Source organism: Thermococcus sp. 21S7, assembly GCF_012027615.1.
Lineage (GTDB): Archaea > Methanobacteriota_B > Thermococci > Thermococcales > Thermococcaceae > Thermococcus.
Window position 1 is genome coordinate 319,163 of sequence record NZ_SNUT01000002.1, and the last position, 25,845, is coordinate 345,007.

The window sequence follows — 25,845 nt, forward strand, 5'->3', positions numbered from 1 at the left end:
AAGGAAAGAAGGAAAGGGTTCATGCAGCCGCGTACTCCTCTGCCGGCCTCTTCCAGGCCCCGTACCAGTCGAAGACCAGGAGCAGGTTGAGGAGCAGGCCGACGACGGTGATGAGGCTGACCCAGAACCCTGGCCTGATGACAACTAGGAACCAGACGAGCGCGGCCGTGACGGTGACCCACAGAAACAGTGCCGGAATAACGACCGCCCACTTCCAGGCTCCCGCTGGCCTCTGCACCTTGGCAACCCACAGCGATGCCGTCATCATTGCGATGCTCGCGAGCATCTGGTTCATGCCGCTGAAGGCCGGCCAGATGATGAGCCAGCTGCCGCCCCAGGCCATGTAGATACCGAAGGCGACGAGGATTATTGAGGCGATCCACTTGTTCTTGAGCACCTCCGGCCCGTGTACCATCTCCATAATCTCCTGCCAGGCGAACCTTCCGAGCCTCGTCGCCGTGTCGAGGGTCGTCAAAGCGAAGGCCGAGACCCAGAGGCTGGCGAAGACCGCTCCCGTCTTGAAGGGTATTCCGAAGGCGTCTTCGAGGCCGTAGGCGTAGCTCTTGGCAAAGATTCCGACCTTTATTCCGTGCTTGACGACCTGGATGGCGTACTGGCTTCCCCAGTTGTTGTAGTCAACGGGGATGTTCATGTTCTGGAAGACTTGGAGACCGTAGATGGCTATCGAGGCTATGACGATGGTTGAAAGGAAGCCTTCGGTGAACATGCCGCCGTAGCCGACCATCAGGCCGTGGAGTTCGTTGTCGAGCTGCTTGCTCGTTGTTCCAGAACCGACGATGGAGTGGAATCCGCTCAGCGCTCCACAGGCGATAACCAGCGGTATCGTCGGCCAGAACGGCGACGGCTGTCCGCCGACGACGTTGGCAGACCATGTGGTGAACGCCGGGGCCGTGAAGGTTCCGCCGCCCTTGATTCCGACGACTATGAAGGCCAGGCCGCCGAGTATGAGGCCGAACCAGAGGATGTAGGCGTTGAGGTAGTCCCTCGGCTGGAGCAGTATCCACACCGGAAGCGAAGAGGCAATTATGATGTAGAGTCCGAGGACTATGTACCAGGTCTGCTTGCTGGCCTCAAGCGGGAACTGGAAGCCAAGCCATATTGCGATGACGAGGAGCACTAGGCCGATTATTGTTCCGAGCTTGAAGTCTATCTGCACCTTGTAGAGCAGCCATCCAAGGATCACGGCTACACCGAGGAAGAGCAGAGAAGCGGTTGCTGCCTCAGGAGTGCCAATGAATATTCCCGCTATAACCGCCGCGAATGCCGCTATGACGAGCACGAGCGCAAACCAGACGTAGAGCTCGAAGGCCATGCTCGTCCTCCTGCTCATGAGCTTTCCTGCGATCCACTGGACGGACTTACCATCGTAGCGAACCGATGACATCAGTGATAGATAGTCGTGGACGGCGCCTATGAAGACGTTGCCGAACCAGACCCACAGGAGTCCGGGCAGCCATCCCCATGCCATCGCCACGGCCGGACCGACTATCGGCCCAGCTCCGGCTATTGAAGCGAAGTGGTGTCCGTAGAGAACCATCGGATGCGCTGGAACGTAGTCAACACCGTCGTAGAGCTTGTGGGCAGGCGTTGGTCTGTTGGGGTCGGCCCTGACGACCTTGCTCTGGAGACTTCTGCCGTAGGTAAGGTACAGTCCAACGTATATCGCCGCTGCTACCAGGATTATTACAGCAGAGTTCATAGTTGCACCCCCGTGTGGGTTTTCGGCCTAATGTAGATTTGTGTTCATATAAATGCTTTTCGGCAAAAAGCTGAAATTTTTTCGTTTTTAAACCGAATGTTTAAAACTCAGTGGCAGTTCCGTGAAAAGACTTTTTGTGCAGGGAGTTGGAAAAAAGAAGGGCGGAGAAGGTGGTTTTACTCCAGCTCCATCAGCGTTTGTCCGGTGTCGACGGTGTCGCCTTCTTTTACGAGGATTCTCTTCACCACTCCATCCTTCGGTGCCGAAACTTCGTTCTCCATCTTCATCGCTTCCAGAACGAGGAGACCCTGGCCGGTCTTGACTTCCTCCCCTTCCTTAACTAGAATCCTTAGAACCCTGCCCGGCATTGGCGCAGTGACGGCCCCCTCTCCGAAGGGAGCGGGAGCCTGAGTCGTCGGGACAACCGGAACAGGGGCAGGAGCGGCTACTGGGACGGGAGCGGCTGCCGTTTTTGGAGTGCTGGACGGAGCTGAAGCCCCTGCTATCTGGGGCAGGTATCTTAGGGCGCTCAGGTCGACGCCCTCAACGCCGACCTCGAACTCGACGCCGTCCACGTAAATCTTGAACTTCTGAACCGCCGGCGGCATCTTGGGCCTCTGCCTGCCCTCCTTTCTCGCCCTGAAGAACTCCAGCGCCACCTGAGGGAAGAGGCAGTAGGTCAGAACATCCTCCTCATTCTTCAGGTAGCCCAGCCCCTCAAGCTCCTTTCTGCATTTCTCCAGTGCTGGTTCGAGCAGCTCCCCGGGTCTTACGGTTACGGGTTCCTCCTCCCCCAGAACCTTTGCCCGTAACTCGGGGTTTATCTCCCCCGGCGGCCTTCCGTAGAGGCCCCTGATGTAGTTCTTGACCTCCTCGGTTATCCTCTCGTACCTTCCAAAGAGAACGTTGAGAACCGCCTGCGTCCCGACTATCTGGCTGGTCGGCGTTACCAGCGGCGGCCATCCGAGGTCTTCCCTGACGCGTGGAATCTCCTCCAGAACCTCCTGGAGCCGGTCGAGGGCTTTCATCTCCTTCAGCTGGGAGATTAGGTTGGAGTACATTCCGCCCGGAACCTGGTACTTCAGAACGTATGGGTTCACCATGAGGGCCTCCCTGTGGAGCATTCCGGAGTACTTCTCGTCGAGGAGCCTCTTCAGGTACCTCGAAACCTCGTGGATAAGCTCCCTGTCGAGGTGGCTCCCAACGGCCTCGGGCAGGGCGTGCCAGATGGTCTGTATGCCCGGCTGGGCCGTTCCGAAGGCGAGCGGGCTTATGGCCGTGTCTATGTAGTCCGCCCCGGCCTCGACGGCTTTGAGGTACGTTGCTACGGCCATTCCCGTTGTGGAGTGGGTGTGGACGTTTACGGGAACACCGTAGCGTTCCTTTATCTCGCTCACCAGTTCGTAAGCCTTCCGCGGCGTCAGCAGGGCCGCCATGTCCTTGATGGTTATCACATCAACATCGAGCGCCAGGAGTTCTTCGACCTTTCCCAGGTAGTACTCCAGGGTGAACACCTTTCCGGTCGTGTACGCTATAACCCCCTGCACCTCCGCCCCGACTTCCTTCGCCTTCTTAATGGCCACCTCCATGTTCCTGACGTCGTTGAGGGCGTCGAATATCCTGAATATGTCTATCCCGTTCCTGTGGGCCAGTTCGACGAACCTTTCAACCACGTCGTCGGGGTAGTGGCGGTAGCCAACGACGTTCTGCCCGCGCAGGAGCATCTGAAGCTTGGTTCTGGTGATGTTCTCCCTCAGGAGCCTCAGGCGCTCCCAGGGATCCTCGCGGAGATAGCGGATGCAGACGTCGAAGGTGGCCCCTCCCCAGACCTCCATTGAGTAGAAGCCGATTTTATCCATCTTCTCAGCCACGGCGAGCATGTCATCCGTGGTGAGGCGGGTCGCTATGAGGGACTGATGAGCGTCGCGGAAGGTCGTGTCAATTATCTCAACGCGCGTCATTCTCTCACCTCCACTCGGGGCTATGCCACGTCACTTAAAAGTCTTACGACGTTCGGTGGATAAGAATTCGACAATTGCCTAAGAAAAGCTGCAAAGATAGGAAAGAAACGTGGGGTTCAAATAAGCCCCTCCGCCTTTGCCGCTTCTTCCGGCTCCTCGTTGCGGTGTATTACCCTTATGAGGGCCTTTATAAGCGGCTCTGGGTCTTCGCGCTGGAAGATGTTCCTTCCCACGACGGCTCCGGCTCCCCCAGCCTCAACGACGTCGTAGACTACCTTCAGGAAGTCAACGGGGTTCTCGGTCTTTGCCCCGCCGCTGAGGAGAACGGGAACGCCGGCGGCGGCGTCAACGACCTTGGCGAAGGTCTCCTTCGAGCCCGTCCAGTAGGTCTTTATCATGTCCGCACCGCTCTCGACCGCAGCCCTGGCGCCGTACATGACGACGCGGTAGTCCTCTTTCTTCCCGTACTTCTCGTTTATGTACGGCCCGCGTGGGTAGGCGAACTGCACAACCGGGAAGCCGAGGTCGTGGGCGTAGCTCGCTATCTCCGCAAACTGGCGCATCATGACGTCTTCCTGAGGCGAACCCCAGTAAACGGTCGCCGCTATCGCATCGGCGCCGAGCTTGACCGCGTCCTCAACGAAGCCCAGCTGGCTCTGGAGGAGCTGGTCGTCCTTCGGGCGGAGGTTCGTCTTGCTGGTGAGCTTTATCATCAGACCCCTGTCGGGCTTCACGTCGCTTCCGGCTATTCTTACCAGGCCGGGAAGCATCATAACGCCGTCGATGCCAGCCCTCATGACCTTCCTTATGATTATCCTCGGGTCGATGTGCTCCCAGTGCTCCTCGAAGTCGGTCGGCCCGTGTTCGAAGCCGTGATCCATGGCGAAGATGAGCGCTCTTCCATCCCTTCTGAAAAACCTTCCAAGGCGCCTTTTAATGCCGACGTTCTGATATGCATCCATACTAATCACCGGGAGTGATATATGATTTGGAAGATTTAAGGTTTTCCTTGACGAAAAAGTGTTTAAGCCCCGGGTCGAATTTCGGTCGGTGGTTGGATGGCAGAGGGCAGGGAAACCACGGTAGGTATTAGGGTCATCAGTCTTGAAGAGGTCGATTCCACGAACGAATACGCGAGGAGAATCGCTTCCGATGTTCCTGAAGGCACGGTCGTCCTTGCAAAGCGGCAGACCGCCGGGAAGGGCCGGAAAGGACGCTCCTGGGCATCCCCGGAGGGCGGCATCTGGATGAGCGTCGTTCTGAAGCCTTCCGGAGTGGACCCCCGGCTCGTCTTCGTTGGCGCTCTGGCAGTCACGGATACGCTCTCTGATTTCGGCATCTCCTCGGGTATAAAATGGCCGAACGACGTCTGGGCTGCGGGCAAGAAAATCGCCGGGATTCTGACGGAGGGGAAGGCGGGTGAATACGTCGTTCTGGGGATCGGTTTAAACGTTAACAACCCAGTTCCCCCCGAGCTTCGATGGGATGCGGTTTCCATGATGGAGCTAACCGGGACTTCGCTGCCCCTGGACAGGGTTCTTGAGAGGCTGCTCTTCCATCTGAACGGCTGGTATCGGGTTTTTAGAGAACGTCCTGAACTCGTGATGGCCAAAGTTCGTGAGAGAACGTTTATCCTCGGGAGGATTGTAAAGGTTGTTGAGGATGACAATGCTCTAATCGGTCGTGCAGTGGACGTTTTAGACGATGGATCACTTCTACTTGACGTTGGCGGACAGTTAAGGAGAATCCTATACGGTGATGTTTCGTTAAGAATTGTCTAGCTTCTTTGTCATATTGCCATAATTCTACCCAGAAGATTAATATAATATCAAATGGTCTATCTATTTGCTGATGTCCAACAACCCGCTGAATGGAGGTATTGGAATGTCAAAGGGTTTGCTCAGAGCGTATTTGGACGTGCCCGTGCTTCAAAAGATTCTGGCCGGCTTGGTCCTCGGTATTATCGCCGGAGTACTGCTGCCGGGCTATGCCGGGACCCTCAAACCTCTCGGCGACCTGTTCATCCGCCTGCTGAAGATGCTAGTGATGCCCATTATACTGTTCTCACTGATAGTCGGTGCCGCCAGCATCAACCCTGCAAGGCTCGGGAGGGTCGGCGTCAAGATAATCCTTTACTACCTGGCCACTTCAGCCTTTGCGGTCTTCTTCGGCCTGCTGATGGGCAACGTCTTCAAGCCTGGAAGCGGCATCGAACTCGGAACCGGAACAGGAAAAGCCATTCAGGCCCAGGCTCCCTCCCTCGTTCAGACGCTCCTAAACATAGTGCCGACCAACCCGTTTGCCGCTTTTTCAAACGGCCAGGTGCTGCCGACGATATTCTTCGCCATAGTCTTTGGAATATCCATCAGCTACCTCATGAACAGCAAAGATGAAAGGCTCAGAACTGCCTCCGAAACCCTTTATAGGGTCGTCGATGCCGCCGCAGAAGCAATGTACAAGATAGTCGCCGGCGTCATGCAGTATGCGCCCATAGGTGTCTTCGCCCTCATCTACTACGTCGTCGGTACATTCGGACCCAACGTAGCCGGACCTCTGGTTAAGGTTGTGGCTGCCGTTTATCTCGGCCTGATTCTTCAGATATTCCTTGTCTACGGCCTCCTCCTGAGGATGTTTGGCATAGACATCATTAAGTTCCTCAAGAAGGCCAAGGATGCGATGATCACCGCTTTCGTTACCAGGAGTTCCAGCGGAACGCTTCCGGTTACCATGCGCGTCGCAGAGGAAGAGATGGGCGTCGACAGGGGAATATTCTCCTTCACGCTGCCCCTCGGCGCAACGATAAACATGGATGGAACTGCACTCTATCAGGGCGTCACGGTTCTTTTCGTGGCCTACGCTATCGGCCAGCCATTGACTATCGGGCAGCAGCTGGTTGTTATACTCACCGCCGTTCTGGCGTCCATAGGCACCGCGGGCGTTCCTGGAGCCGGTGCGATAATGCTCGCCATGGTTCTCCAGAGCGTCGGCCTCGACCTGACCGAGGGGAGCCCCGTTGCCCTCGCCTACGCCATGATACTGGGCATTGACGCCATCCTCGACATGGGCAGGACCATGGTCAACGTCACCGGCGATCTGACGGGAACTACGATAGTGGCCAAGACCGAGGGCGAGTTAGACGAATCCAAGTGGAAGGGCTGATTTTTGGTTTCTTTTACCCTCTTCTTGCCTTTTGCCAGGTTTTTCTTTCCCTACTTCTGGGATAAAGTTAAATACTCCGATGCGGCGCTAGTTACCAGTACAGATGGAATGGAGGTAGTGTGTAATGAAGAGAGTGCTTGCGGTGCTTTTCGCCGCGATTCTGCTGACGCCGCTCATCGGCCCGAACTTCGCGCTTGCCGGGGATACGGCTCCCGTGGTCTACAGGCAGGACTTCACGTTCAAGATAATCGTTCTGCCCAACGGCAGCGCCAACATAACCATGAAGACCGTCTGGCTGGGACCGAAGGAGGAGATAGATAAGCAGATAGAGAAGATTCTCAACGAGACCCAGAACGGCAACATGACGATGGAAGAGGCCATAAAGAAGTTCGAGCAGGAGCAGCTCACCAGGTACATTCAGGGCCTCACCCAGGCAGGAGTAAAGCTGGTGAACGAGAGCATGAAGTCCTACGGCATAGAGGAGGGCAACAACATAACCCTCGTCTTCAACGCGATAGCCCTCGACTACGCCAAATACTACTCCTACGACCACTACTGGGAGCTCCGGATCGACCCGACCAGGGGATACGGCTCCATGATGGTCCCCGATACGGGGTTCCCCTTTGGAATCGAGGCCAACAACACGTTCATAGTTGTCCTTCCACCCAACGCGACGCTCCTGAGCTACCCCAAACCCTTCGTCAAGCAGTACAACCAAAGCCGGTTCGCGGTCGAGTCGAGTGCTGAGGGCGATACCGTCATCGTTCGCTCCCGCATATACCTCGAGCCCTGGCTGACCCCGGACGGTTTTAAGTCCCTCTTCGGGGATTACGGAGACTACTACATCCGCTATAAGACCCCCTACGAGGGAGTCGAGCACTACGAGAAGAGCATAACCAACGAGTACATTACCATTGACGTGTACTCCAACGGCACCGTCAGGCTGCACATGAAGGACGAATACGTGGAGCCCCTCAGGGACGTCATCGCCAGAAAGGCCGAGATAGTGTCGTACGGGGTTCAGAACGTTACTGAGTACATACTCAGGACGTACTCCCTCGCGCTCGGTTACCAGGGGGCCATAGTGGACGGGGGCAAGGTCACCATCCTCGGACTCAACGAGACAACCGCGCCCCTCGTCATCGACGCGGAGTACATGCTCAGAAACTTCACGAAGTACGAGAACGGATCGTACGTCTACACCTTCGACCCAACGATGGGAATGGCCCAGAGCCTCCAGGACAGGAGCGAGTACGAGGTAAACAACACCCTGCACCTCACCCTCAACCTGGCCGACGGCGGGGAGTTCATCGAGGTGCCCGACAACATCAGCACCGAGGTCAAGGGCAACCGCTTCACCATGACCGTTGTCCGCAGGGGGAACACCCTGGAGATTGTCTCCAACGTTTACATCCGCTACGGCGCCCAGCCGGAGGACGTGAAGGCCCTCCTCGCCAACCGCACCAGCGCAACGGTCAGGTACACCCTGCCGGCCGGCGAATCCAGCGGGGGAATGAGCGACACCCAGAAGACGGCCGCGGTCATCGTTGCGGCGCTTCTCGTGGTCCTGGCGGTGGCCTTCTGGAAGAGGCGCTGAGCTTCTTTCTTCCTTTCTTCCACGTTTCGATACCCATTTAAAGGAGCGCTCCAATTTTGGTTGGTGGTCAGGATGACGCGCAAGCTCTACTACGAGGATGCCTACCTGAGGGAAGCGAAGGCAAAGGTTCTTGAGGTAAAGGAGGGTGCCCTTCTTCTCGATCAGACGATATTCTATCCAACCGGCGGCGGTCAGCCCCACGACAGGGGGACGATAAGCGGCGTTGAGGTTCTGGACGTCTACAAGGATGAGGAAGGAAACGTCTGGCATGTGGTAGCCGAGCCCGAGAAGTTCAAGCCCGGCGACGAGGTTGAGCTTAAAATCGACTGGGACTACCGCTACAAGCTCATGAGGATTCACACGGCGATGCACCTCATGGAGCACGTCCTTAACGTCGTCCTGCCCGGTGAGTGGGAGCTATACGGCAGCGGCATGAGCGTCCAGAAGGGCCGCTACGACATAACCTACCCTGAGAACGCGAACCAGTGGAAGGAGCAGATTATAGAGACCTTCAACAGGCTCGTTGACGAGGGCGGCGAGATGAAGATATGGTGGGAAGGGGAGACCCGCTACACCCAGATAAGGGACTTCGAGGTAATTCCCTGCGGCGGAACCCACGTGAGGGACATAAAGGAGATAGGGCACCTGAAGAAGTTCAAGCGCTCCAGCCTCGGAAAAGGAAAGCAGAGGCTGGAGATTTGGCTGGAGGATTGAAGACTAGATGCAGTCTTCAATTTTGGCCTTCATTTCTTTCCCATAATCCTTGATGTTCGGGGACTTGATGACCTTGAGGATAACCGTGTTCTCCCCGAACCTGACATTGAAGACCCTGCTGGCGTGCTCCCGGAATTCTTTTAGGGTTCTCTCGCTGAAAAGTTCGGTGTTTATGAAGTAGACCGTTGTCCTTCTTTCATCACCCAGATACGGCCTTATCATATAGCCGAAGAGGGATTCCAGTTCCCTCCTCTCCCCTTCGTGCATCGCCAGAACCTTATCAAAGCCAAGCACAATCCTGATCGTGTAGTCCGTGTTCACTTTCCTCAGAGCTTCTTCGTAGTGCTTTTTCCGTATCGGGAACTCTTTGCTGAGGTCGACCCTGCCGAGGACGTTTCCGGTCTTGAGCAGACCGCCGATTTTTATGACGTTGGCGGTATCGATGAGCTCCGTATCGACGTCCGCCAGTTTCATATGGGTTCTGAAAACATGGAGCTGGTCAAGTTCATCCACTATGACCACGGGAAGTCCGTTCTTTCGCAGGCACTTCAGAATGAGGTGCAGAAGTATGTGAACCGGCTCTCTGGAGGTGTATTCGATTAGAATATCCTCACCGGGCTTAATGCTCCGGAGGTATTCAACCAGAGACTCATCACCAAGGCTCGTCATGGCCATCCCCTTCTTAAAAAAGGAGGGGTTCAGTGTAAAAAGCTTTTGTTAATTTGCTAATGGAATGTCAGTCAGCCCGTTTTCTTACTCTTTAAACACGTAGAAGTACCTCTCCAGGCTTTTATGAACCCTCTGGTAGTACTTTCCTACCAGTTTGAAGCCCACCTTTTCAGCTTCCACATCTCCATCGAAGTCCGCCGGAAACGCTATCGCCAGCCTGCCGCCCTCCTCAAGGACACCGTAGATGCTTTCCAGCACCTTCCTGTACAGCTCGTCCCTCTTCCTCCCAGCGAGGGTGGCGGAGGTGCCGTAGGGCGGGTCGGTAGCAACGGCTTCAAACCGCTTGTCGAACAGCTCCCCCAGCCTCGTCGCATCGCCTAGCTTTAGCTCGTAGCCCTTTATCCCGTAGTGCCTGAGGTTCATCTCCGCACCTTCGACCATCTCCGGCCTTATGTCCACCCCGTAGACCTTCAGGCCGAGCAGTCCCGCCTCCATGAGAATTCCGCCGGCACCCATCATGGGGTCGAGGAGCTCCCTTTTGGCCTTCGTGAGGTTCACAAGCGCGCGTGAAACCCTCGGGTGGAGGGAAATCGGCCTGAAAAACGGCCTGTGATGGGCTTTTCTGCTCTCGAAGTCCTTGGGGTCGAAGAAGCGGAGCCTTATCCCGGCGTAGACCCTCTCGCCGCAGTAAACCCGGACGAGCGTGTCCGGCCTTGAGAGGTTCACCCTGAAGCCCTGGGCGTGTATGACCGCACCTAGCTTTCTGGGAAGGTCGAGAACGTTAAAGCGGCAGTTGGCCATGGTCTCGGTGTCGACCTTAAAGGTTCCTTTAATCGGCCATTCCACCTCCTCTGCCTTCCGGAGGAGCTCCTCTATGGAGTCCGCCTCCACGATAAGCTCCCCGTACTCGTGGGCCAGGCCGAGGCGGTTTAAGTATGGGAACGCCCTCTCATCGGCGTCTATCTTGAGGAAGAGATAATCTTGACCGGCTATCCTTCCGCCGGCCAGTTCCAGCATGGCCTTTACCTCGTCCCTCGCCATCTCCGGCAGGTTTCCGAGTATCTCAACGTAGAGCATGGTTGGAGCTTTTCGGAGGGGTTTTTAAGTTTGTTCCCCCTCCAGCAGTTCCTTCAGGAACTCGTTAACGTCCCCCACGTCCCGCCCCACCATGACGAAGTCGAACTTCCTCCCGTATCTCTTCCTGTAGTTCTCCACGAAGAGCTCGTCGTTGAGTGTATCTCCGACGTAAACTCCGGACTCTCCCTTCACGAGCTCCCACAGTGCCCTTGGGTCTGGCTTCAGGTAAAGCTCCCTGGTGACTGCGTTTTCGAACTTGAACCCGATTATCCTCTCGGCGAGCTCCATCTCCAGGACACTCCGTCCCGTGATGACCCCCACCTTGAAGCGCTCCGACGCCCTTTTCAGGAGCTCCCTCCTCACGATGGGGCGCTCCTTCCTCCACAGCCCGGAAAAGTCGAATATCCTTTCGGGGTATTCCCTGCCGAGGTAGAAGGTGTTGAAAACCCTCTCGATACTCCCGCCGAAGACCTGAAAGCCGAACTTCTCGCGAACCCACTCTATGGTTCCCCCCTCCGGGAACTCCGCGATGAGCTCCTCCGCCCTTCCCGAGAGTGCGAAGAGTATCAGCGCCTCGCTGACCTTGAAGTCATCTCCAAAGGAGCCTTTCCTTCTGAGCTCCCTGACCCATTCCGGCTTTATCTCCCTCTCCACTCCAAATGACCCTAGAAAGTACTCGGCGGTGAGCTTCGTGGCTTTATCGTAGCTCTCGCTCACGTCTATGAGGACACTGTCAACGTCGAAAACTATCCACATCCTTCCACCTCCAGGTATTCACTGAGGGCCTCCACCAGCTTCCGGTTCTCCCACTTCCTCCCCACGGTGACCCGTATGTGGCCGTCGAGCCTTCCCGAGAGCTTTCTGACCACTATGCCCTTCTCCAGGAGGAACTCGTAGGCGTTCAGCCTCATCAGGAGGAAGTTCGCGTCGCTCGGGTAGGTGAACTCCCGGAAGGCCTTCCTTATCTTCTCCCGCTCCTCGATTATCTTTGCCACGCGCCTCTCCACGAGGTCGTAGTGCCTGAGCACAACCTTCACGGCCGCCATGGTCATTATTCCAACGCTGAACGGCGACTTTACCCGGTAGAGCGCATCGACAACCTCCTCGTTCGCCAGGATGTAGCCCGTTCTGACCCCAGCCAGACTGAAGGCCTTGGAGAAGGTCCTCAGCACTATGAGGTTTGGGTACTCCTCGATGAGCCTCCAGAGGCTCTTCCCTGCGAACTCCGCGTAGGCCTCGTCGAGGACGACGGCCCTTCCAGTATCGAGAACCTTGACTATCTCCTCCTCCGGCTGGAGGTTTCCGGTGGGGTTGTTGGGTGAGGCTATGAAGGTTACCCTCGCGTTTCTGGCCTTCTCCGCTATTGCCCCGCCGTCTATCGTGAAGTCCTCCCTCAGGGGCACCTCAACGACCGGGATACCGTTCAGCTTCGCGTAGAAGTCGTACATGCCGAAGGTCGGCGGCGTCGTGACTATGTAGTCCCCCTCGAAGAGCCAGACGAGGTAGCCTATCAGCTCGTCCCCGCCGTTCCCGACGGCAACGTTCTCCGGGGAGATTCCGTAAAACTCGGCTATTGCCTTCCTCATGGGCATGGAGGTTATGTGGGGATAGCGGTTGAAGCTCAGCTCCCTCAGCTCCTCGAATATCTTCTCCTTTACCCAGCCTGGTAAATCGTAGGGGTTTTCGTTCTTATCGAGCCTTATCGGGTAGTCCCCCTCCATGACGCGGTACGGTTCGAACGACTTAACGAGTTCCCGGATCCTCATCCCCGCCGCCTCCTCAGCTCGGCCATCACCTCGCCGAGGGAAACGTCGTTGTAGGCGAGAAGGACAAGCAGGTGGTAGAGCATGTCGGCGGTTTCGTAGATCAGACGCTCTCTGGTTTCCGCGACGAGAACCTCGACGGCTTCCTCGCCGAACTTCTTGTATATTCTCTCCCTGCCCTCCTGGAACAGCCTTGAGGTGTATGAGCCCTCAACGGGCTTCCCCTTCCTCTTCCTTATCAGCTCCTCAAGCTCCCGCAGGATGGTCAGCGAGTAGTCCATGGGCAGAACCCTCTCCGGCTCGCCCAGCTTCCTGTAGAAGCAGGAGTAGTTCCCCGTGTGGCATGCCGGGCCTTTCTGCTCGACGATTAGGAGAAGTGCATCGTCGTCGCAGTCAACCTTTATCTCCCTAACGCGCTGAACGTTCCCGCTCACCTCGCCCTTCATCCTGACTCTTCCCTGCGAGCGGGAGTAGTAGTGGGCGTAGCCGGTCTGGAGGGTTCTCCTTAACGCTTCCCTGTCCATGTACGCCAGGGTGAGAACCTCTCCCCCTGTGTCCTGAACGACGACCGGAACAATCCCGCCGTTCTTCTCCCAGTTGACCTTTTCGATCAGTTCCTCCATGCTACCACCTCAGTAGTCCAGCCTCACGGGGATTCCCCTCTCGGCAAGGAATCCCTTCAGCTCGCCGACGGTGTATTCTCCGTAGTGGAAGATTGACGCAGCCAAAGCCGCCTCCGCCCCGGCTTTGAAGGCCTCGTAGAAGTGCTCGGGTTTTCCCGCTCCCCCCGAGGCTATCACGGGAATCTCAACTGCCTCTGCAACGGCCCTCGTAAGGGGTATGTCGAAGCCCTCCTTCGTCCCGTCCGTGTCCATGCTCGTGAGCAGTATCTCGCCGGCGCCGAGCTCCTCAACACGCCTAGCCCACTCAACTGCATCAATTCCCCTCGCCTTCCTCCCGCCGTGGGTGTAGACCTCCCAGAAGGAGCCGTTCCACTTGGCGTCTATAGCCACCACGAGGTTTGCACTGCCTATGAGCTCAGCTATCTCCCTCACGAGCTCGGGCCTTTCAACGGCGGCGGTGTTGATGAAGACCTTATCGGCACCGCGCTTGAGTATCTCCCTCGCCTCTTCAACCGTCCTTATGCCCCCTCCCACCGTGAAGGGGACGTATATCTCCCCGGCTATTCTCTCGACGAGTTCCAGCAGGATTCCCCTCTTCTCATAGGACGCCGTTATGTCGAGGAAGACTATCTCGTCTATCCCCTCGCTCTCGTAGCGCTTTGCCAGCTCGACCGGGTCACCCGCATCGCGAATATTCCTGAACTTTATTCCCTTGACGACCCTTCCGTCCTTTATGTCCAGCGCCGCGATTATCCTTTTCGCGAGCATTTCGCCACCTCCAGAAGCTCCTCAAGTGAGACGAGCCCTTCATACAGCGCTTTTCCGACTATGGTCCCTGAAAATCCTATTTCGGCGAGCCTTCTCAGGTCACCGGCGCTCGAAACTCCTCCGGCGTAGATGAACTCCTCGCTTTCCCAAAACATCTCTATCTCCTCTATCCCGGTCAGCGTCCCGTCCCTCTCGACCGAGGTGTAAACGAACCTGTTCACATAGCTCCTCAGCAGTTCGTAGGCCTCTTTGACTTCCATCCCGCTCTCAAGCCAGCCCCTGACGGCAACATTTCCGCCCATTGAGTCCAGGCTGACGGTTATCCCATCGAAGTCGTCGGTTATCCTCCTGAGGAACTCCAGGTCGAACGCCTTCGTGCCTATTATGACGTTCTCCACCCCGGCTTCGTAGGCTTTGGCCACGGCCTCGTAGCTCCTGAGGCCACCTCCGAGCTGGACTCTCAGCCCGGTCTCCCGGATTATCCTTTCGACGACGTGGAGGTTCTTCGGGAAGCCCTCGAAGGCACCGTCGAGGTCAACGATGTGGATTTTGTCAACCAGCTCGGCGAAGCGCTCCGCTATCTCAACGGGATCGCCGTAGACCTTAACGTCCTTTCTCCTCCCCTTGTAGAGCCTCACCGCCTTTCCTCCCATGAGGTCTATGGCCGGATAAACCTCCATCTCAGAGCCCCCTGAAGTTTCTCATCACTGCCAGCCCGTTCCTCCCGCTCTTCTCCGGGTGGAACTGGACGGCGTAGACGTTATCCCTGCAGACCGCTGATGTGAAGACTACCTCCTTCCCCTTCGACCCGTAGTCGGTAACGCCCGCGATTATCTCCTCCTCGCTCGGCCGGGCATAGTAAGAGTGGACGAAGTAGAAGTACGCCCCATTCCTGATTCCCTCGAAGAGCGGGCAGTCCTTCTTCTTCCACAGCTGGTTCCAGCCGATGTGCGGGGTCCTAACTCCCAGGAACCTGACCACATCTCCCCTGAAAACCCCGAGGCCGGGCTTTCCAGGGCTCTCCTCGCTCCCTTCGAAGAGGAGCTGGAGGCCGAGGCATATCCCGAGGAAGGGCTTCCCCTCGTTTATCGCGTCGAGTATGACCCCCCTCAGCGGTTTGAGCCTCTCCATGACCGCCCCGAAGTTGCCGACGCCGGGGAGGACGAGCTTTTCTGCTTTTTCAATCTCGTAGGGGTCGCTCGTGATGACTCCCCCTAAAGCCTTCCTCACGTTGGCGAGGTTTCCTATACCTAAATCCACTATCGCTATCACCCTCACACCTCCAGCAGGCCCTTCGTGCTCTCCAGCTTCTCACTCTCCCCGATGGCCTTGCCGAAGGCCACACCGAGCCCCTTGAAGACCGCCTCGATAACGTGGTGCGCGTTAACCCCGCTCAGCGTTTTCACGTGGATCGTTGCCCTCAGCGAACGCGCCAGCCCCCAGAGGAACTCCCTAACCAGAGCCTTCTCGAAGCCCTCCTCTTCCTCTTGGAACTCCAGTTCGACGCTCACGTAGGGCCTTCCCGATATGTCCACCGCGACCAGGACTAAAGCGTCGTCCATCGGCATTATTGCGCTTCCGAAGCGGGCGAACCTCTCCGGGAGCTTTGAGCGCAGCTCCTCACCGAGGGTTATCCCGACGTCCTCCCACAGGTGGTGTCTGAGGTCGTAGCTGGCCCTAACCTTCGCCTCCCGGCCCATGTAGAAAAAGAGGACCGTGAGGAGGTGGTCGAGCACCTTATCGCCCGTCCTTATCCCTCCGGCCGCATCGAGCTCCACGGTTACGTCGGTTTCCCTCGTTTTCCTGTTCATTTCCTCACCTCCATGCTCCTCCTGTGGAAGGCCATCCCCTCTATCTCCGCCAGCCTCAGTCCAAGCTCCCTCTCGGCGAGGAACTCCTCCCTGCTCACCTGGGCGATGCTTATCGGCTTGAGGAAGTCCCTAACCGTCAGGACACCGCTGAACTTCGCCGCTCCTCCGGTCGGCAGGACGTGGTTGACGCCGAGGAAGTAGTCCGCTGCCGGAACGGGCGTGTATGGGCCGAGATAGATTGCACCGGCGTTCTCGATCAGGTCAACGAGCTCCATGGGCCGGGCGGTGATTATCTCAAGGTGCTCCGGTGCTATCTCGTTGGCCTTCTCGGCGCACTCCTCAAGGCTCTCGCAGAGTACGACCTCTATCCCCTCGCGCGAGCAGTATTCGGCAAGTTCTTTTGAAGTGGTCAGGAGCCACGCCCTGCTGTCCTTCCCGTGCTCAAGCTGACTGAGGAGGTCGGCCAGGACGTAGTCTTTCTCCGCCGTCCCGTCCGCTATCACCGCTATCTCCGACGGCCCGGCGAGGCTGTCTATTCCAACAGCTCCAAAGACCTGCCTCTTGGCCTCGTTGACGAACCTGTTTCCGGGCCCGAATATCTTGTCCACCTTCTTCATGCCGATGCCGTAGGCCATCGCCCCTATGGCCTGAACGCCGCCCAGCTTGTAGACCTCATCGATACCGAGAAGCCTGGCCACGTAGAGCACGTAGGGGTTCACCTTACCGTCTTTCGGCGGAATTGCCACCGCTATCTCCCTGACGCCCGCTATCTTTGCCGGCACCCCCACCATCATCAGCGTCGATGGCAGCGGCTTCCCGCCGGGGACGTAGATTCCTATCCTCCTTATCGGACGGTATATCAGGCCGTATAGGGAGCCGTTCTTGAGGAACAGTCTCTCCCTCTCCATCTGCCTCTCGTGGTACTCCCACAGACGCTCTATTGTGCGGAGGATTATCTCACGGTCTTTTTCTGGTATGCTTTCCACGGCCTCCTCGAATTCCTCTTCGGTTACGCGGAAAGGCCCTTCATAGCCGTCGAACTTCTTCGAGTACTCCCTGACGGCTTCGATACCCCTCTCGCGGATGTCCTTCAGCATTCCGGCGACGTAGCTCTCAAGGTCAAAATCCATTCCTAATCACCTCCTTTATTGCGAAGACAAGCTCGTTTATCTCCTCAAACTTTGTTTTCTGGGCTATCCTGTTCACGAAGAGCAGGGCGGAAACGTCCATTATCTTCTCCACCTCTGCGAGCCCGTTGGCGCGGAGCGTGTTTCCGGTCTCGACGATGTCCACTATCGCGTCGGCTATTCCTATCTTCGGCGCCAGCTCAATGCTCCCGTGGAGCTTCAGGACCTCCACCTCCACGTTAAGGCCCTCAAAGAAGCGCCTCGTTATCCTGGGGTACTTGGTGGCTATCCTGTAACCGTCCATCTCCTCGGGCTCAACGACCCTTTCCGCCGGCATGGCCAGGCTCAGCCGACACTTTCCGAATGGGAGCTCAAGGGGTATGAGGACGTCGCTTCCGCGCTCCTCCACGACATCGCTCCCGGAGATGCCGACATCGATTCCGTACTCAACGTAAACCGGAACGTCAAAAGCTCTCGCAAGGAGAACCTCGTAGTTGCCGACCCTCTCGATGAGCCTCCTCTCAGCCGGAACCCTCAGCTCGATCCCGGCCTTTCTGAGGACTTCCAGAGAACCCTGAAGGAGCCTTCCCTTGGGGAGGACGAACCTTATTGGGGAGCCGTTGGAACGCTTCATTCACTCCACCTCCACCGGAATGCCCATCCTCACGAGCCTCTTGGCTTCTGCAAAGACTTCCTTGGGTTCTCCGCTCAGCTTTTTCCGGTTCCTGTCCCCCTTTTTCTTAAAGAGCTTCGAGAGCGCCCCCATATCGAAGGCAAAGCCAAACGCCGGTTTCCCTTTGAACGTATACTCCCCGCCCCCGCCGAGCGGCTTTCCCAGTTCGGGCGAGTAGACCTCGAAGAGTATGTCGCGGTAGTAGGGGAGCGGCCTGACCGTGCCGAAGTCGATGAAGAGCCTCTCGTCGTTAACTGCCTCAACTATTCTGTCGAGCTTCCCGTAGCCGCTCTCCTTTCCCCAAAAGTTGAAAAGCTTCCACAGCTCCTCCTTTTTCTCTTTGCCTATCTGGAGACGCTCTATTATCTCGAAATTCCTTCTCACAAGTGCCCTGTAGATTTCCCCCCGGAACTCCTTCACGTCCTCGGTGGCCCTCTCCCAGACCTTCAGGCTTCCGATGTCTATGTAGAACTCCTCTATTCCCACGGCTTCGAGGGCAGTTATGACCGCGAGAAGAACCTCGGCGGCCATCTTCGTGACGTCCCCGCCTATGTACTCCACCCCGGCCTGCCACTGCCCCCTTATGCCGCCGTCAAGCACTTCGCTGATGTAGTAGACCTTGAGCTTCTCGGGAGGTTCCTTGGTGTTCTCAAGTATCTGCGACGTTATGTCGGGTTTTATAACGTAGAATTCGTTGTTGTACGCGAATTTTGTTCCTTTCCTCAGATTCTCGCTGTACTCCTCGATGGCGGGGAGGAAAATCTCGCGGTAGCCCCACAGCTCGAATGTTCTTCTCAGGTACTTTCCAATCTCCGACAGCTTCTCTGACTCGGCCAGTAAGCCATTTCTCACACTAACCCCTCCTGTTTTATTGACGGAATCAAGGGTGACAGAACTATTCGAGTCTAACGAAGTCCCAGAAGAGTCAATGATGGCGGTAGCTCACCAGAAGAGCCGGTACGCTAAGGTACCTCTCGTTTGGCTCCTTGAAACACGTTCCAACCGTCGCCGTTTTCCGGAACATCTTCTTTCCCTCCGTTGGTGCCCACCATAGGCTGAGGGTGTTTAAAATATTATCCCCCAACTTGTTGTCATTCAGCCGACTTTTTGCTGAATATATGTCATTATGTCCGCAACGCGATGAGGTGCTCATTTTCACTTGAAATGTTTGACTTGATATACCCAAAAGATTAATAGCCTTTCCCGGCTATAATGTAGCGGTGATTCTTGATGGAGATAACAGATAAGGAAGTTTTTGAGATTGCCATAAACGCGGAGATACGGGCCAAGGAGGCCTACGAGAAGCTGGCTTCGCTCGTCAAGAGCGACATCATACGTGATGAACTCATCTTTCTGGCTGGAGAGGAGAACAAACACCGGGAAATAATAGCCATGATGGCCGAGAAGTTTGAAGGCGACAGGGCTGAGGCAAAGAAGATTGATATCGACATCATGGGCGAGTTCAATGTTATCGCCGAGAAGATGGGCGAGGTCATCAAGAAGCCGGACGTAAACATCGACGAGATATATGAGATAGCCATGAAGGCCGAACTCGTCAGTGAAAGGCTCTACAATGAACTCGCCGGCTACGCCGCCACCGAGAAGACGCGGCTCATACTCCAGATGCTCGCCGACATGGAGCGCAACCACTACAACATCCTCCGCAAGCAGTACGAGTACATAACCCGCTATCCTGACATATACAAGGAAGAGTTCTACGACCAGCTGATGAAGGACATCAACTTCAACTTCTGACACGTTTTTACTTTTTCACGTGTTTGGACTTTCCCAGACTTAAGTGTCCTTTCCTGCTTTCTTTTCATTGTTTAATGCTAACTTTGGAACGCCGAAAGGTTAATAAATAACGTTAATGTAACATTGAGTGCAAAACCCTGTTTGAGGGGGGGCGATGCCAAGAAAGGTGTCGGTCCTATTCCTGATGGGAGTTTTGTTCTTTGCAGGAGTAGCCGTGGCACTGGACGGCAACGAGCCGGAAGCAATAACCCGGGATCCCCTTGTCCACGACGAGAACACCTACGCACCCACCGATGATGGAAGCCTCTACTGCTGGATAAGCGGGTACGCGAGCCAGAGCCAGCCCGGTTACCTCTACAACATCTACGGAGACGCTGGTTCGACTGGAGTTTGTGAGCTATGGAGTACGAAGTTCCGCCCGTCCACCGCAACCCCGCCGGCCGGATACGCTTGGGACTCTGCCCAGATAGCCGCCACCGGCTGGTGCCCCTTCTGGCCCAAGACCATCTACGCCGAGATAACTTGGGTTTCGGGAACTACCTACACAAGTACAACTGAAGAAAGTTGAGTGAATCGTAATCGGAGGGAATCACATGAAGAGGATTTCCAGGTTTTTTGTTCTCTTCTTTTTCGTTCTTTTGATCCTAAGCCCGCTCGTCTCGGCAACGCCCTACTGGTTCAAGGAGGGGATATACGCCAAGTATGTCGCCAGAGGTTGGCTCTCAATCGACCTGAACACCTCCATGGGGAACGTCTCCTATTACTGCCCCCGAGTGGAGTTCACGTGGCGTGTCCTCAGGGTTTCCGGCGATAAAGCCCAGGTGTCTCTTTTGCTCAGGGGGGTCAACTGCACCCGGGAGGCGTATTCCACCCTCAGCCTGGATGAAGCGAGAACCCTTCTCCTGAAATACCAGAAGCGCTACAACTTCACGGGCGGGGGCTGCCTTGATGTCTCCATCACAGGGGGCGACGTTACCGTGTGCGAGAACAGCTACTCTGAACGGACGGCACAGCGGGCCGTTAACCTGATGATCATGGAGGGAGAAGGCAGGCTGGCCAACAAGTCCTACGTGTCGGAGAACTTCAGCAGGGCCGGAGTCGTTGAGATTGACCTGACCACGGGGGAAATCCACGTGAACGGCACCCCCGCTGGAGGGAACTTCCTCTGGGTCGAAAATCCCGCCAACATCACGGGACTTGAAATCCTACCAGGGCTGGAGGTTGAGACGGTCAAGATGATAAACTCGACCGCGATGACATACTACGGCGACTTCAACGCCCCGGTTTACATGGCCCACACGAACATGATGAGCCTCGACAATCGGACTATGGGAAAGGACGTTATCCTCTACGACGGCTCGAGCGGTCTGGCGATAGCCTTCTTCACGCCTTTCAGCCCGCTGTGGAAGGCCCTCGGTGTGAGTAGTACTATGATTCAGGACACGGAGTTCGCGAGGGAGCACGAGAGGGAGATCAAGGAGAACAACAAGATGCCTCCCTTTGGACTGGTCTTGGCCGAGACCAACATAGACTTTACCAAGCCAGCGGAGCTTCCGGAGGAGGGACCGTCGAGGACGGCGGTCGTTGTCGTAGTTGGTATCGTCGTGGCTCTTGGTGCGCTATTCATCTGGAGGTGGAGGAAGTGAAGGAAGTCCTCCGCGGGGAGCTCCGCTCCCCCTTAAACCTGACCCTGGCTTCAGCAGGGGCCGTTCTCGTTGGGACGGTGATGAAGAGGTACTACCTGACCTGGAGCGCCGGTTCCAGTGGTGGACCTCATGGGGTTGAGATGCTTGGTTCGGTTTTCAGGGACGCCTTCACCGGCGACGTTTACCTGCTCCTCGCGATACTGGTTCCCTTCATAATAACCCTGGCCGTGAGGCTGGAAAGGGACGAGGGCGTTGCCCTCTCGGTGTACTCCCTTCCGGTTTCGAGGGTTAAAATACTCCTCGCCAAGTTCTTGGCGGCTTTCCTCACGCTCTTCATCTTCGTCTTCTCGGTGCACCTGCTGCTCTTCTACCTCCACTTCGCAGACACCCCCAAAGCCGTCATCGAGGTGCTGAAGGTCCAGACCGTACCAATGGCGTTCTTCTACCTCTCGGCCCTTCTCTTCATGGTCTCAGTCGCGGCAGTGGTTGCGATAACCTCGCCCAACACCTATGTCTCCATCTTCGGGGGCTTCATAGCTCTCTACCTCCCCGAATTTTTGGGGACGACCTGGTACGGGCCGGTGCCGTGGAGGAGTTTCCTGACAAGGCACTATTTCGCCACCATTTCGATTCGAATGGATCCGCTGTTCTCGTGGGCCTTCGTGAAGATAACCCTCCTTCCGGCGCTGGTGTTACTTGCCCTATACCTGCTCATCGGCAACTGGAGGGACGTGAGATGAGGCTCTTCCGGGCGCTCCTCCTTGTCCTCATGCTGGTCTCGCTTGTAAGCCTCGGTCTGCAGTCCAACCTCAAGCCGAGCGACGTTCACTACAAAACGGCCTTCGTGTCCGGGATGGACGCAACAGCCGTTTACATCTCCTCCATGGCGTCGGTGAAGCTCTACGCCGTCGGCACCGGGGAGTTCTGGATAGAAGACCTGCAGACGGGGGAGACTATATTCACCGGCGAAGTGGAGGGCAACGGGGCCTTCGCGCTCGTCTTTCCCCACCCCGGATACTACGAGTTCGGCGGGAACTCCACTCAGGGCATCACGATAACGATAACGCCCGTTGATGTTGGCTTCCCAGGGAAGCAGAAATCCACCCACCTGTGGGCATCGGCGTTGTTCGGCGGGCTTCTGGCGCTGACGCTCCTAGGGGGTGGCAGGAAATGAGCGCGGTAATCGAGGCAAGGGATTTGCACAAGTACTTTGGGCCGATAAAGGCCCTTAATGGTGTTACCGTTGAGATACCTGAGGGCCTGACGCTCATCCTCGGACCCAACGGTGGTGGGAAGAGCACGTTCATGAAGGTCTCGCTGGGCCTCTACAAGCCGACTAAGGGAACCGTGAAGCTTCTCGGAGAGGACCCCTGGAAGCACCCAGAAACGAGAAAATCCGTTGGCGTGGCCTTCGACCCAGGAAGGTTCCCAAAGCTGACGACGGGGCGGGAGTGGCTGGAGTTCATTGCGCGAACGCGGGGCGCTAATTTGAACGATGTTGAAAAGGCCGCCAAGCTCTTCGGCATCGAAGACGCCCTCGACAGGAGGATAGACGGCTACTCCTCGGGAATGCTGAAGAGGCTGAGCCTCGCGCAGGCTTTCGTGGGAGAGCCTGGCGTGGTGTTTCTTGACGAACCGCTGGCCAACCTTGACTTCGAGAGCGTTTCCGAAATCGTGGGCGTCATCGGGAAGTGGAAAGGCAAAGGTAAGAGCTTCGTTCTCATAAGCCACATATGGGAGCCCTTTGAAGGGCTGGCCGACTACGGAGTGGTCATCAGCGGCGGAAAGGTCTACCTGAAGGGCCAGTTCTCGGAGATACGTGAAAGGATTGAGGGCATGTTCCGGCCGCCCGCGGTAGGGGAATGAGACGTCGGCTTTTGATTTTTGAATTATTCCCTTTTGAGCACGACGAACTCCCGGTAATCCATCATCTTGACGAAGCCTTTTCTCAGGTAGTACGAATAGGCCTCAAGCTCCGGGAAGGTTATCACGTAGGGTACTTTTCCGAGCTCCCTGAGGCGCTGAATGGCAAACTCTAGGAGCTCCGAGCCGTAGCCCCTGCCCCTGTACGAGGGGTCGACCATGAAGAACTCTATGAGTCCGGTTTTCTCTCCCTTTATCTCCTCCGGCACCCACCAGACGTCCTTGCCTTCGAGGTTGTAGACGAGGGCGACCGTTCCGGCTATCCTTCCCCCATCGTCCCTCAGAACGTAGAGCTCGTCGAACTCCTTTCCAAGACGGAACTCAAGGAACGGTTCGTAAACCCTTCTGAAGCCCTCAACGTCGTCCGTTGATGGCTTGTTCTCCACCCACTCCAGGGCAGGGTATGCGCCTCCGGTTCCCTGATAGACCCTGAAGACGAAGTGAACCAGTTCATCCTTGAGTCTCAGCGGCTCATCCACCCTCTCAATCCGCATAACTGTCCACCAAAGGTTATTAGGGCCCGAAACCTAAAACGTTTTGGTGATAGCATGAATGAACTTGAAGCTCTGGCCCTGGCCCTTGAAGTTGAGAAGGCCGAGTTGAAGTTCTACATAAGGCTGGCAAAAAAGGCCGGCGACGAGAGGGCCAGGAAGATGTTTCTGTTCCTGGCAAACGAAGAGGCGGGCCACTGGGAGCTGTTCGAGGAGAAGTTCGTCGAGAAACTCATAGAGGAATGCGAACTTCCCGCCGTTGACAGGGCCGTCCTTGAGAGCCTTCAGGTGGAGGCCGACGAGAGCAAGCTGAGTGAAGTGGATGCAGTGAGGATAGGCATGGAGCAGGAAAAGAAGACCTGGGAGTTTTACGAGAGGGCCGCCAGGGAGGCGGAACACGAGGACGTCCGGCGCGTGTTTGAGGAGCTGGCGAAGGTGGAGAAGAGCCACTACGAGCTGCTCAAGGCCCAGTACGACTCGGTGATGAAGACCGGCATCTGGATGGACTATCAGGATTTCAGCCTTGAGGTGGACTGAATTCCTGCTCCCCACTGCCGGGGCGTGAACCTCGGGGTCCTATGATATCCGGCAGAACTTCGGGGGCTTCCAGTAATTGGACGTCGTGCCTTTTACGAAGCTCCCCGCGCAGCCAGTACGAATGCTCCACTCCAACCAGGACCAGCATTTTGCCGTCCTTCCTCCCCTCATTTGCCTTGAGAATCTGTTCCAGGAAATGCCGGTTCCATTCTTCCCATGCCCTGCCCTCTTTATTCCCGAACAGTGAGTTCTGGTACTTGTGCTTAATCTCAAAATGCCGATCTGTCTCGTAGGAATTGACATCAAGGACTGAACTCCACCACTGGAAAAGCACCTCATACAAAGTCTCCACGTAGAGCTTAAAATGCTCCAGAGCGTCCGGATTGTTTTCCTGTACGTTTTCCGTTGACTCCCTCGCCATCTGTATCAGTTCGGAATACTTCGGCTCGGGCGGTTCGAGTGAGATGACTCGCATTTTAGTTTATCAATCAGGGGATAGACGCTTTTCTGGTACTCCTGCTTTATCTTCTGCGGCACCCTGCCCTCAACGTCTGAAGACCTCAGTTCAACGGCGAGGATATCGGGGGAGAAGCTCCAAATTATATGCGCCAGGTCTTCATAGGTGTAGTAATCCACGTGGCCGTGGAACTGGTGCAATGTGGAGAGAACCAGAACCTTCATAATATCACGTCCTTTATAGTGTTAGAGAAACGGTACTATAAAAGACTTTGCCAGAGAATTATTTCTACGCCTCCAGACAAGGAAAAAGGGGATTAATGCGGCTATTGCACTTCATTCCACCAGAACGTTGACGAGCTTAACATCCCGGCCGATCTTCTTCCTTATCCTTTCGATTATCTCGGGGTCGTTGAAGTCGATGACCTTGCCCCCGCTTATCAGGTTGATGTGCGGCTCCGTGTTGAGCTCCACCCTCGTTTCTCCGTCCAGGGAGAAGAGTTCGAGCAGGCCAAGCTCTTTCAGCGTCAGGACGTTGGAGTAGAGCGTGGAAAAGCTCATGGTTGGGAACTCTGCTTTGATCTCACGCAGAACGTCCGTGAGTGATGGATGTTCGTTCCCGATTCTATCGAGTATCTCCATCAGTTTAAGCCTCTGCGGTGTGAGCTTGTATCCGCTCTCTTTGAGCCGTTTGAGGGCCTTTTCTTTCCACATGATTTAAGCTACACTTCCCGGCTTATAAGTCTTTCTAATTAGAACTAACTTCTAAATAGAAAAGTTTATTAGGTAGAAATGCTAACAGTTTTTGGTGAAAACTATGTCTGAACACAACCGAAGGCTTGTTGAGAAAGCCGGAATAGATGTGGAAAAACTCCTGGACATGTTGCTGAGGGCCGCAGCCGCGGAGTTTACGACCTATTACTACTACACGGTTCTGAGGAACCATGCGGCAGGTATGGAGGGCGAAACGATAAAGGAGATAGTCGAAGACGCCCGCCTTGAGGACAGGAACCACTTCGAGGCCCTCGTTCCGAGGATTTACGAGCTCGGCGGTGAGCTCCCGAGGGACATCGGTGACTTCTCCAAGATGGCCTGGTGCCGCGACGCTTACCTTCCCGGGGAGCCGACCGTTGAGAACATCCTCAAGGTTCTCTTAGAGGCGGAGCGCTGTGCAGTCGGTGTTTACACCGAGATATGCAAGTACACCTTTGGAAAAGACCCGAGAACCTACGACCTGGCTCTGGCGATACTCCACGAGGAGATCGAGCACGAGGCCTGGTTTGAGGAGCTCCTTACCGGCAAGCCGAGCGGCCACTTCAGGAGAACCAAGCCCGGAGAGAGCCCGTTCGTCTCAAAGTTCCTGAGGTGAAAAGAT

31 protein-coding genes are annotated in these 25,845 nt (G+C 56.1%); 12 read left to right on the forward strand and 19 right to left on the reverse strand.

Annotated features, from left to right (window positions below):
- Positions 1-19: 19 nt before the first annotated feature.
- From E3E51_RS05040 to fba, 3 genes are all read right to left on the reverse strand, one after another.
- Complete coding sequence (locus tag E3E51_RS05040) at positions 20-1,720, reverse strand: carbon starvation protein A (RefSeq protein ID WP_167911999.1); 1,701 nt, start codon at positions 1,718-1,720, stop codon at positions 20-22.
- Positions 1,721-1,896: 176 nt separating this feature from the next.
- Complete coding sequence (locus E3E51_RS05045; RefSeq protein ID WP_167912000.1) at positions 1,897-3,681, reverse strand: pyruvate/oxaloacetate carboxyltransferase; 1,785 nt, start codon at positions 3,679-3,681, stop codon at positions 1,897-1,899.
- A gap of 116 nt (positions 3,682-3,797) precedes the next feature.
- Positions 3,798-4,643: a class I fructose-bisphosphate aldolase gene (gene fba / locus E3E51_RS05050; protein WP_167912161.1), complete on the reverse strand. Its 846-nt coding sequence runs from the start codon at positions 4,641-4,643 to the stop codon at positions 3,798-3,800.
- 96 nt (positions 4,644-4,739) lie between these two features.
- Between fba and E3E51_RS05055 the strand changes: the two genes are divergently transcribed.
- The 4 genes from E3E51_RS05055 to E3E51_RS05070 all read left to right on the forward strand — a co-directional run bounded on the left by E3E51_RS05055 (position 4,740) and on the right by E3E51_RS05070 (position 9,151).
- Entirely contained in the window at positions 4,740-5,462 is a 723-nt protein-coding gene (locus E3E51_RS05055; protein ID WP_167912001.1) for a biotin--[acetyl-CoA-carboxylase] ligase, read from the forward strand.
- A gap of 103 nt (positions 5,463-5,565) precedes the next feature.
- The gene (locus E3E51_RS05060) at positions 5,566-6,840 is read left to right on the forward strand and encodes a dicarboxylate/amino acid:cation symporter (protein ID WP_167912002.1); all 1,275 of its coding nucleotides are present in this window, start codon (positions 5,566-5,568) and stop codon (positions 6,838-6,840) included.
- A 124-nt stretch (positions 6,841-6,964) separates the two neighbouring features.
- Positions 6,965-8,437, forward strand: coding sequence for an exodeoxyribonuclease VII small subunit (locus E3E51_RS05065; RefSeq protein ID WP_167912003.1), 1,473 nt, complete (start codon positions 6,965-6,967; stop codon positions 8,435-8,437).
- 72 nt (positions 8,438-8,509) lie between these two features.
- Positions 8,510-9,151 (forward strand): alanyl-tRNA editing protein, encoded by a 642-nt coding sequence (locus tag E3E51_RS05070; RefSeq protein ID WP_167912162.1) that lies wholly within the window; start codon positions 8,510-8,512, stop codon positions 9,149-9,151.
- Between the two features lie 3 nt (positions 9,152-9,154).
- Here the strand turns inward: E3E51_RS05070 and E3E51_RS05075 are convergent, their stop codons facing one another.
- From E3E51_RS05075 to E3E51_RS05130, 12 genes are all read right to left on the reverse strand, one after another.
- Positions 9,155-9,826, reverse strand: coding sequence for a DUF257 family protein (locus tag E3E51_RS05075; RefSeq protein WP_240924253.1), 672 nt, complete (start codon positions 9,824-9,826; stop codon positions 9,155-9,157).
- A gap of 78 nt (positions 9,827-9,904) precedes the next feature.
- A complete protein-coding gene (locus E3E51_RS05080; RefSeq protein ID WP_167912004.1) occupies positions 9,905-10,897 on the reverse strand; it encodes a TIGR01177 family methyltransferase in 993 nt (330 codons plus the stop codon).
- Positions 10,898-10,921: 24 nt separating this feature from the next.
- Positions 10,922-11,653, reverse strand: a complete 732-nt coding sequence (locus E3E51_RS05085) for an HAD family hydrolase (protein WP_167912005.1) — start codon at positions 11,651-11,653, stop codon at positions 10,922-10,924.
- On the reverse strand, positions 11,644-12,663 hold the full coding sequence (gene hisC / locus E3E51_RS05090) for a histidinol-phosphate transaminase (RefSeq protein WP_167912006.1): 1,020 nt from the start codon (positions 12,661-12,663) through the stop codon (positions 11,644-11,646). Before hisC ends, E3E51_RS05085 begins: the two co-directional genes overlap by 10 nt.
- Positions 12,660-13,283 carry a bifunctional phosphoribosyl-AMP cyclohydrolase/phosphoribosyl-ATP diphosphatase HisIE gene (gene hisIE / locus E3E51_RS05095; RefSeq protein ID WP_167912007.1) on the reverse strand — a complete coding sequence of 208 codons (624 nt, stop codon included), beginning with the start codon at positions 13,281-13,283 and terminating at the stop codon, positions 12,660-12,662. Before hisIE ends, hisC begins: the two co-directional genes overlap by 4 nt.
- 9 nt (positions 13,284-13,292) lie before the next feature.
- On the reverse strand, positions 13,293-14,051 hold the full coding sequence (hisF, locus tag E3E51_RS05100; RefSeq protein ID WP_167912008.1) for an imidazole glycerol phosphate synthase subunit HisF: 759 nt from the start codon (positions 14,049-14,051) through the stop codon (positions 13,293-13,295).
- Positions 14,033-14,731, reverse strand: coding sequence for a 1-(5-phosphoribosyl)-5-((5-phosphoribosylamino)methylideneamino)imidazole-4-carboxamide isomerase (gene hisA, locus E3E51_RS05105; protein ID WP_167912009.1), 699 nt, complete (start codon positions 14,729-14,731; stop codon positions 14,033-14,035). The genes hisF and hisA overlap by 19 nt, the downstream gene beginning before the upstream one ends.
- Before the next feature lies 1 nt (position 14,732).
- On the reverse strand, positions 14,733-15,329 hold the full coding sequence (gene hisH / locus E3E51_RS05110; RefSeq protein ID WP_167912010.1) for an imidazole glycerol phosphate synthase subunit HisH: 597 nt from the start codon (positions 15,327-15,329) through the stop codon (positions 14,733-14,735).
- Positions 15,326-15,862: an imidazoleglycerol-phosphate dehydratase HisB gene (hisB, locus tag E3E51_RS05115; protein WP_167912011.1), complete on the reverse strand. Its 537-nt coding sequence runs from the start codon at positions 15,860-15,862 to the stop codon at positions 15,326-15,328. Before hisB ends, hisH begins: the two co-directional genes overlap by 4 nt.
- Positions 15,859-16,992 carry a histidinol dehydrogenase gene (gene hisD / locus E3E51_RS05120; RefSeq protein WP_167912012.1) on the reverse strand — a complete coding sequence of 378 codons (1,134 nt, stop codon included), beginning with the start codon at positions 16,990-16,992 and terminating at the stop codon, positions 15,859-15,861. Before hisD ends, hisB begins: the two co-directional genes overlap by 4 nt.
- The gene (gene hisG / locus E3E51_RS05125; protein WP_167912164.1) at positions 16,982-17,599 is read right to left on the reverse strand and encodes an ATP phosphoribosyltransferase; all 618 of its coding nucleotides are present in this window, start codon (positions 17,597-17,599) and stop codon (positions 16,982-16,984) included. The genes hisD and hisG overlap by 11 nt, the downstream gene beginning before the upstream one ends.
- 24 nt (positions 17,600-17,623) lie before the next feature.
- Positions 17,624-18,514, reverse strand: coding sequence for an ATP phosphoribosyltransferase regulatory subunit (locus tag E3E51_RS05130; RefSeq protein ID WP_167912013.1), 891 nt, complete (start codon positions 18,512-18,514; stop codon positions 17,624-17,626).
- A 378-nt stretch (positions 18,515-18,892) separates the two neighbouring features.
- On the opposite strand from E3E51_RS05130, the gene E3E51_RS05135 reads away from it, so the two are divergent.
- From E3E51_RS05135 to E3E51_RS05160, 6 genes are all read left to right on the forward strand, one after another.
- Positions 18,893-19,417, forward strand: coding sequence for a ferritin family protein (locus E3E51_RS05135; protein WP_167912014.1), 525 nt, complete (start codon positions 18,893-18,895; stop codon positions 19,415-19,417).
- 154 nt (positions 19,418-19,571) lie between these two features.
- On the forward strand, positions 19,572-19,985 hold the full coding sequence (locus E3E51_RS05140) for a hypothetical protein (RefSeq protein ID WP_167912015.1): 414 nt from the start codon (positions 19,572-19,574) through the stop codon (positions 19,983-19,985).
- A gap of 25 nt (positions 19,986-20,010) precedes the next feature.
- Complete coding sequence (locus E3E51_RS05145) at positions 20,011-21,063, forward strand: hypothetical protein (protein ID WP_167912016.1); 1,053 nt, start codon at positions 20,011-20,013, stop codon at positions 21,061-21,063.
- Positions 21,060-21,803, forward strand: a complete 744-nt coding sequence (locus tag E3E51_RS05150) for an ABC transporter permease (protein ID WP_167912017.1) — start codon at positions 21,060-21,062, stop codon at positions 21,801-21,803. Before E3E51_RS05145 ends, E3E51_RS05150 begins: the two co-directional genes overlap by 4 nt.
- Positions 21,800-22,237, forward strand: coding sequence for a hypothetical protein (locus E3E51_RS05155; protein WP_167912018.1), 438 nt, complete (start codon positions 21,800-21,802; stop codon positions 22,235-22,237). Before E3E51_RS05150 ends, E3E51_RS05155 begins: the two co-directional genes overlap by 4 nt.
- The gene (locus E3E51_RS05160) at positions 22,234-22,929 is read left to right on the forward strand and encodes an ABC transporter ATP-binding protein (RefSeq protein WP_167912019.1); all 696 of its coding nucleotides are present in this window, start codon (positions 22,234-22,236) and stop codon (positions 22,927-22,929) included. Before E3E51_RS05155 ends, E3E51_RS05160 begins: the two co-directional genes overlap by 4 nt.
- A 23-nt stretch (positions 22,930-22,952) precedes the next feature.
- On the opposite strand, the gene E3E51_RS05165 is transcribed toward E3E51_RS05160, so the two are convergent.
- Positions 22,953-23,480, reverse strand: coding sequence for a GNAT family N-acetyltransferase (locus E3E51_RS05165; protein ID WP_167912020.1), 528 nt, complete (start codon positions 23,478-23,480; stop codon positions 22,953-22,955).
- Between the two features lie 54 nt (positions 23,481-23,534).
- On the opposite strand from E3E51_RS05165, the gene E3E51_RS05170 reads away from it, so the two are divergent.
- The gene (locus E3E51_RS05170) at positions 23,535-24,014 is read left to right on the forward strand and encodes a ferritin family protein (protein WP_167912021.1); all 480 of its coding nucleotides are present in this window, start codon (positions 23,535-23,537) and stop codon (positions 24,012-24,014) included.
- On the opposite strand, the gene E3E51_RS05175 is transcribed toward E3E51_RS05170, so the two are convergent.
- From E3E51_RS05175 to E3E51_RS05185, 3 genes are all read right to left on the reverse strand, one after another.
- On the reverse strand, positions 23,995-24,435 hold the full coding sequence (locus tag E3E51_RS05175) for a hypothetical protein (RefSeq protein ID WP_167912022.1): 441 nt from the start codon (positions 24,433-24,435) through the stop codon (positions 23,995-23,997). The two genes, E3E51_RS05170 and E3E51_RS05175, sit on opposite strands and share 20 nt — an antisense overlap.
- 5 nt (positions 24,436-24,440) lie before the next feature.
- Positions 24,441-24,695: a hypothetical protein gene (locus E3E51_RS05180; protein WP_167912023.1), complete on the reverse strand. Its 255-nt coding sequence runs from the start codon at positions 24,693-24,695 to the stop codon at positions 24,441-24,443.
- A gap of 111 nt (positions 24,696-24,806) precedes the next feature.
- The gene (locus E3E51_RS05185; protein WP_167912024.1) at positions 24,807-25,184 is read right to left on the reverse strand and encodes a Fur family transcriptional regulator; all 378 of its coding nucleotides are present in this window, start codon (positions 25,182-25,184) and stop codon (positions 24,807-24,809) included.
- Between the two features lie 103 nt (positions 25,185-25,287).
- On the opposite strand from E3E51_RS05185, the gene dps reads away from it, so the two are divergent.
- Positions 25,288-25,839, forward strand: coding sequence for a DNA protection during starvation protein (gene dps, locus E3E51_RS05190; RefSeq protein WP_167912165.1), 552 nt, complete (start codon positions 25,288-25,290; stop codon positions 25,837-25,839).
- The last annotated feature ends 6 nt before the right edge of the window (positions 25,840-25,845 follow it).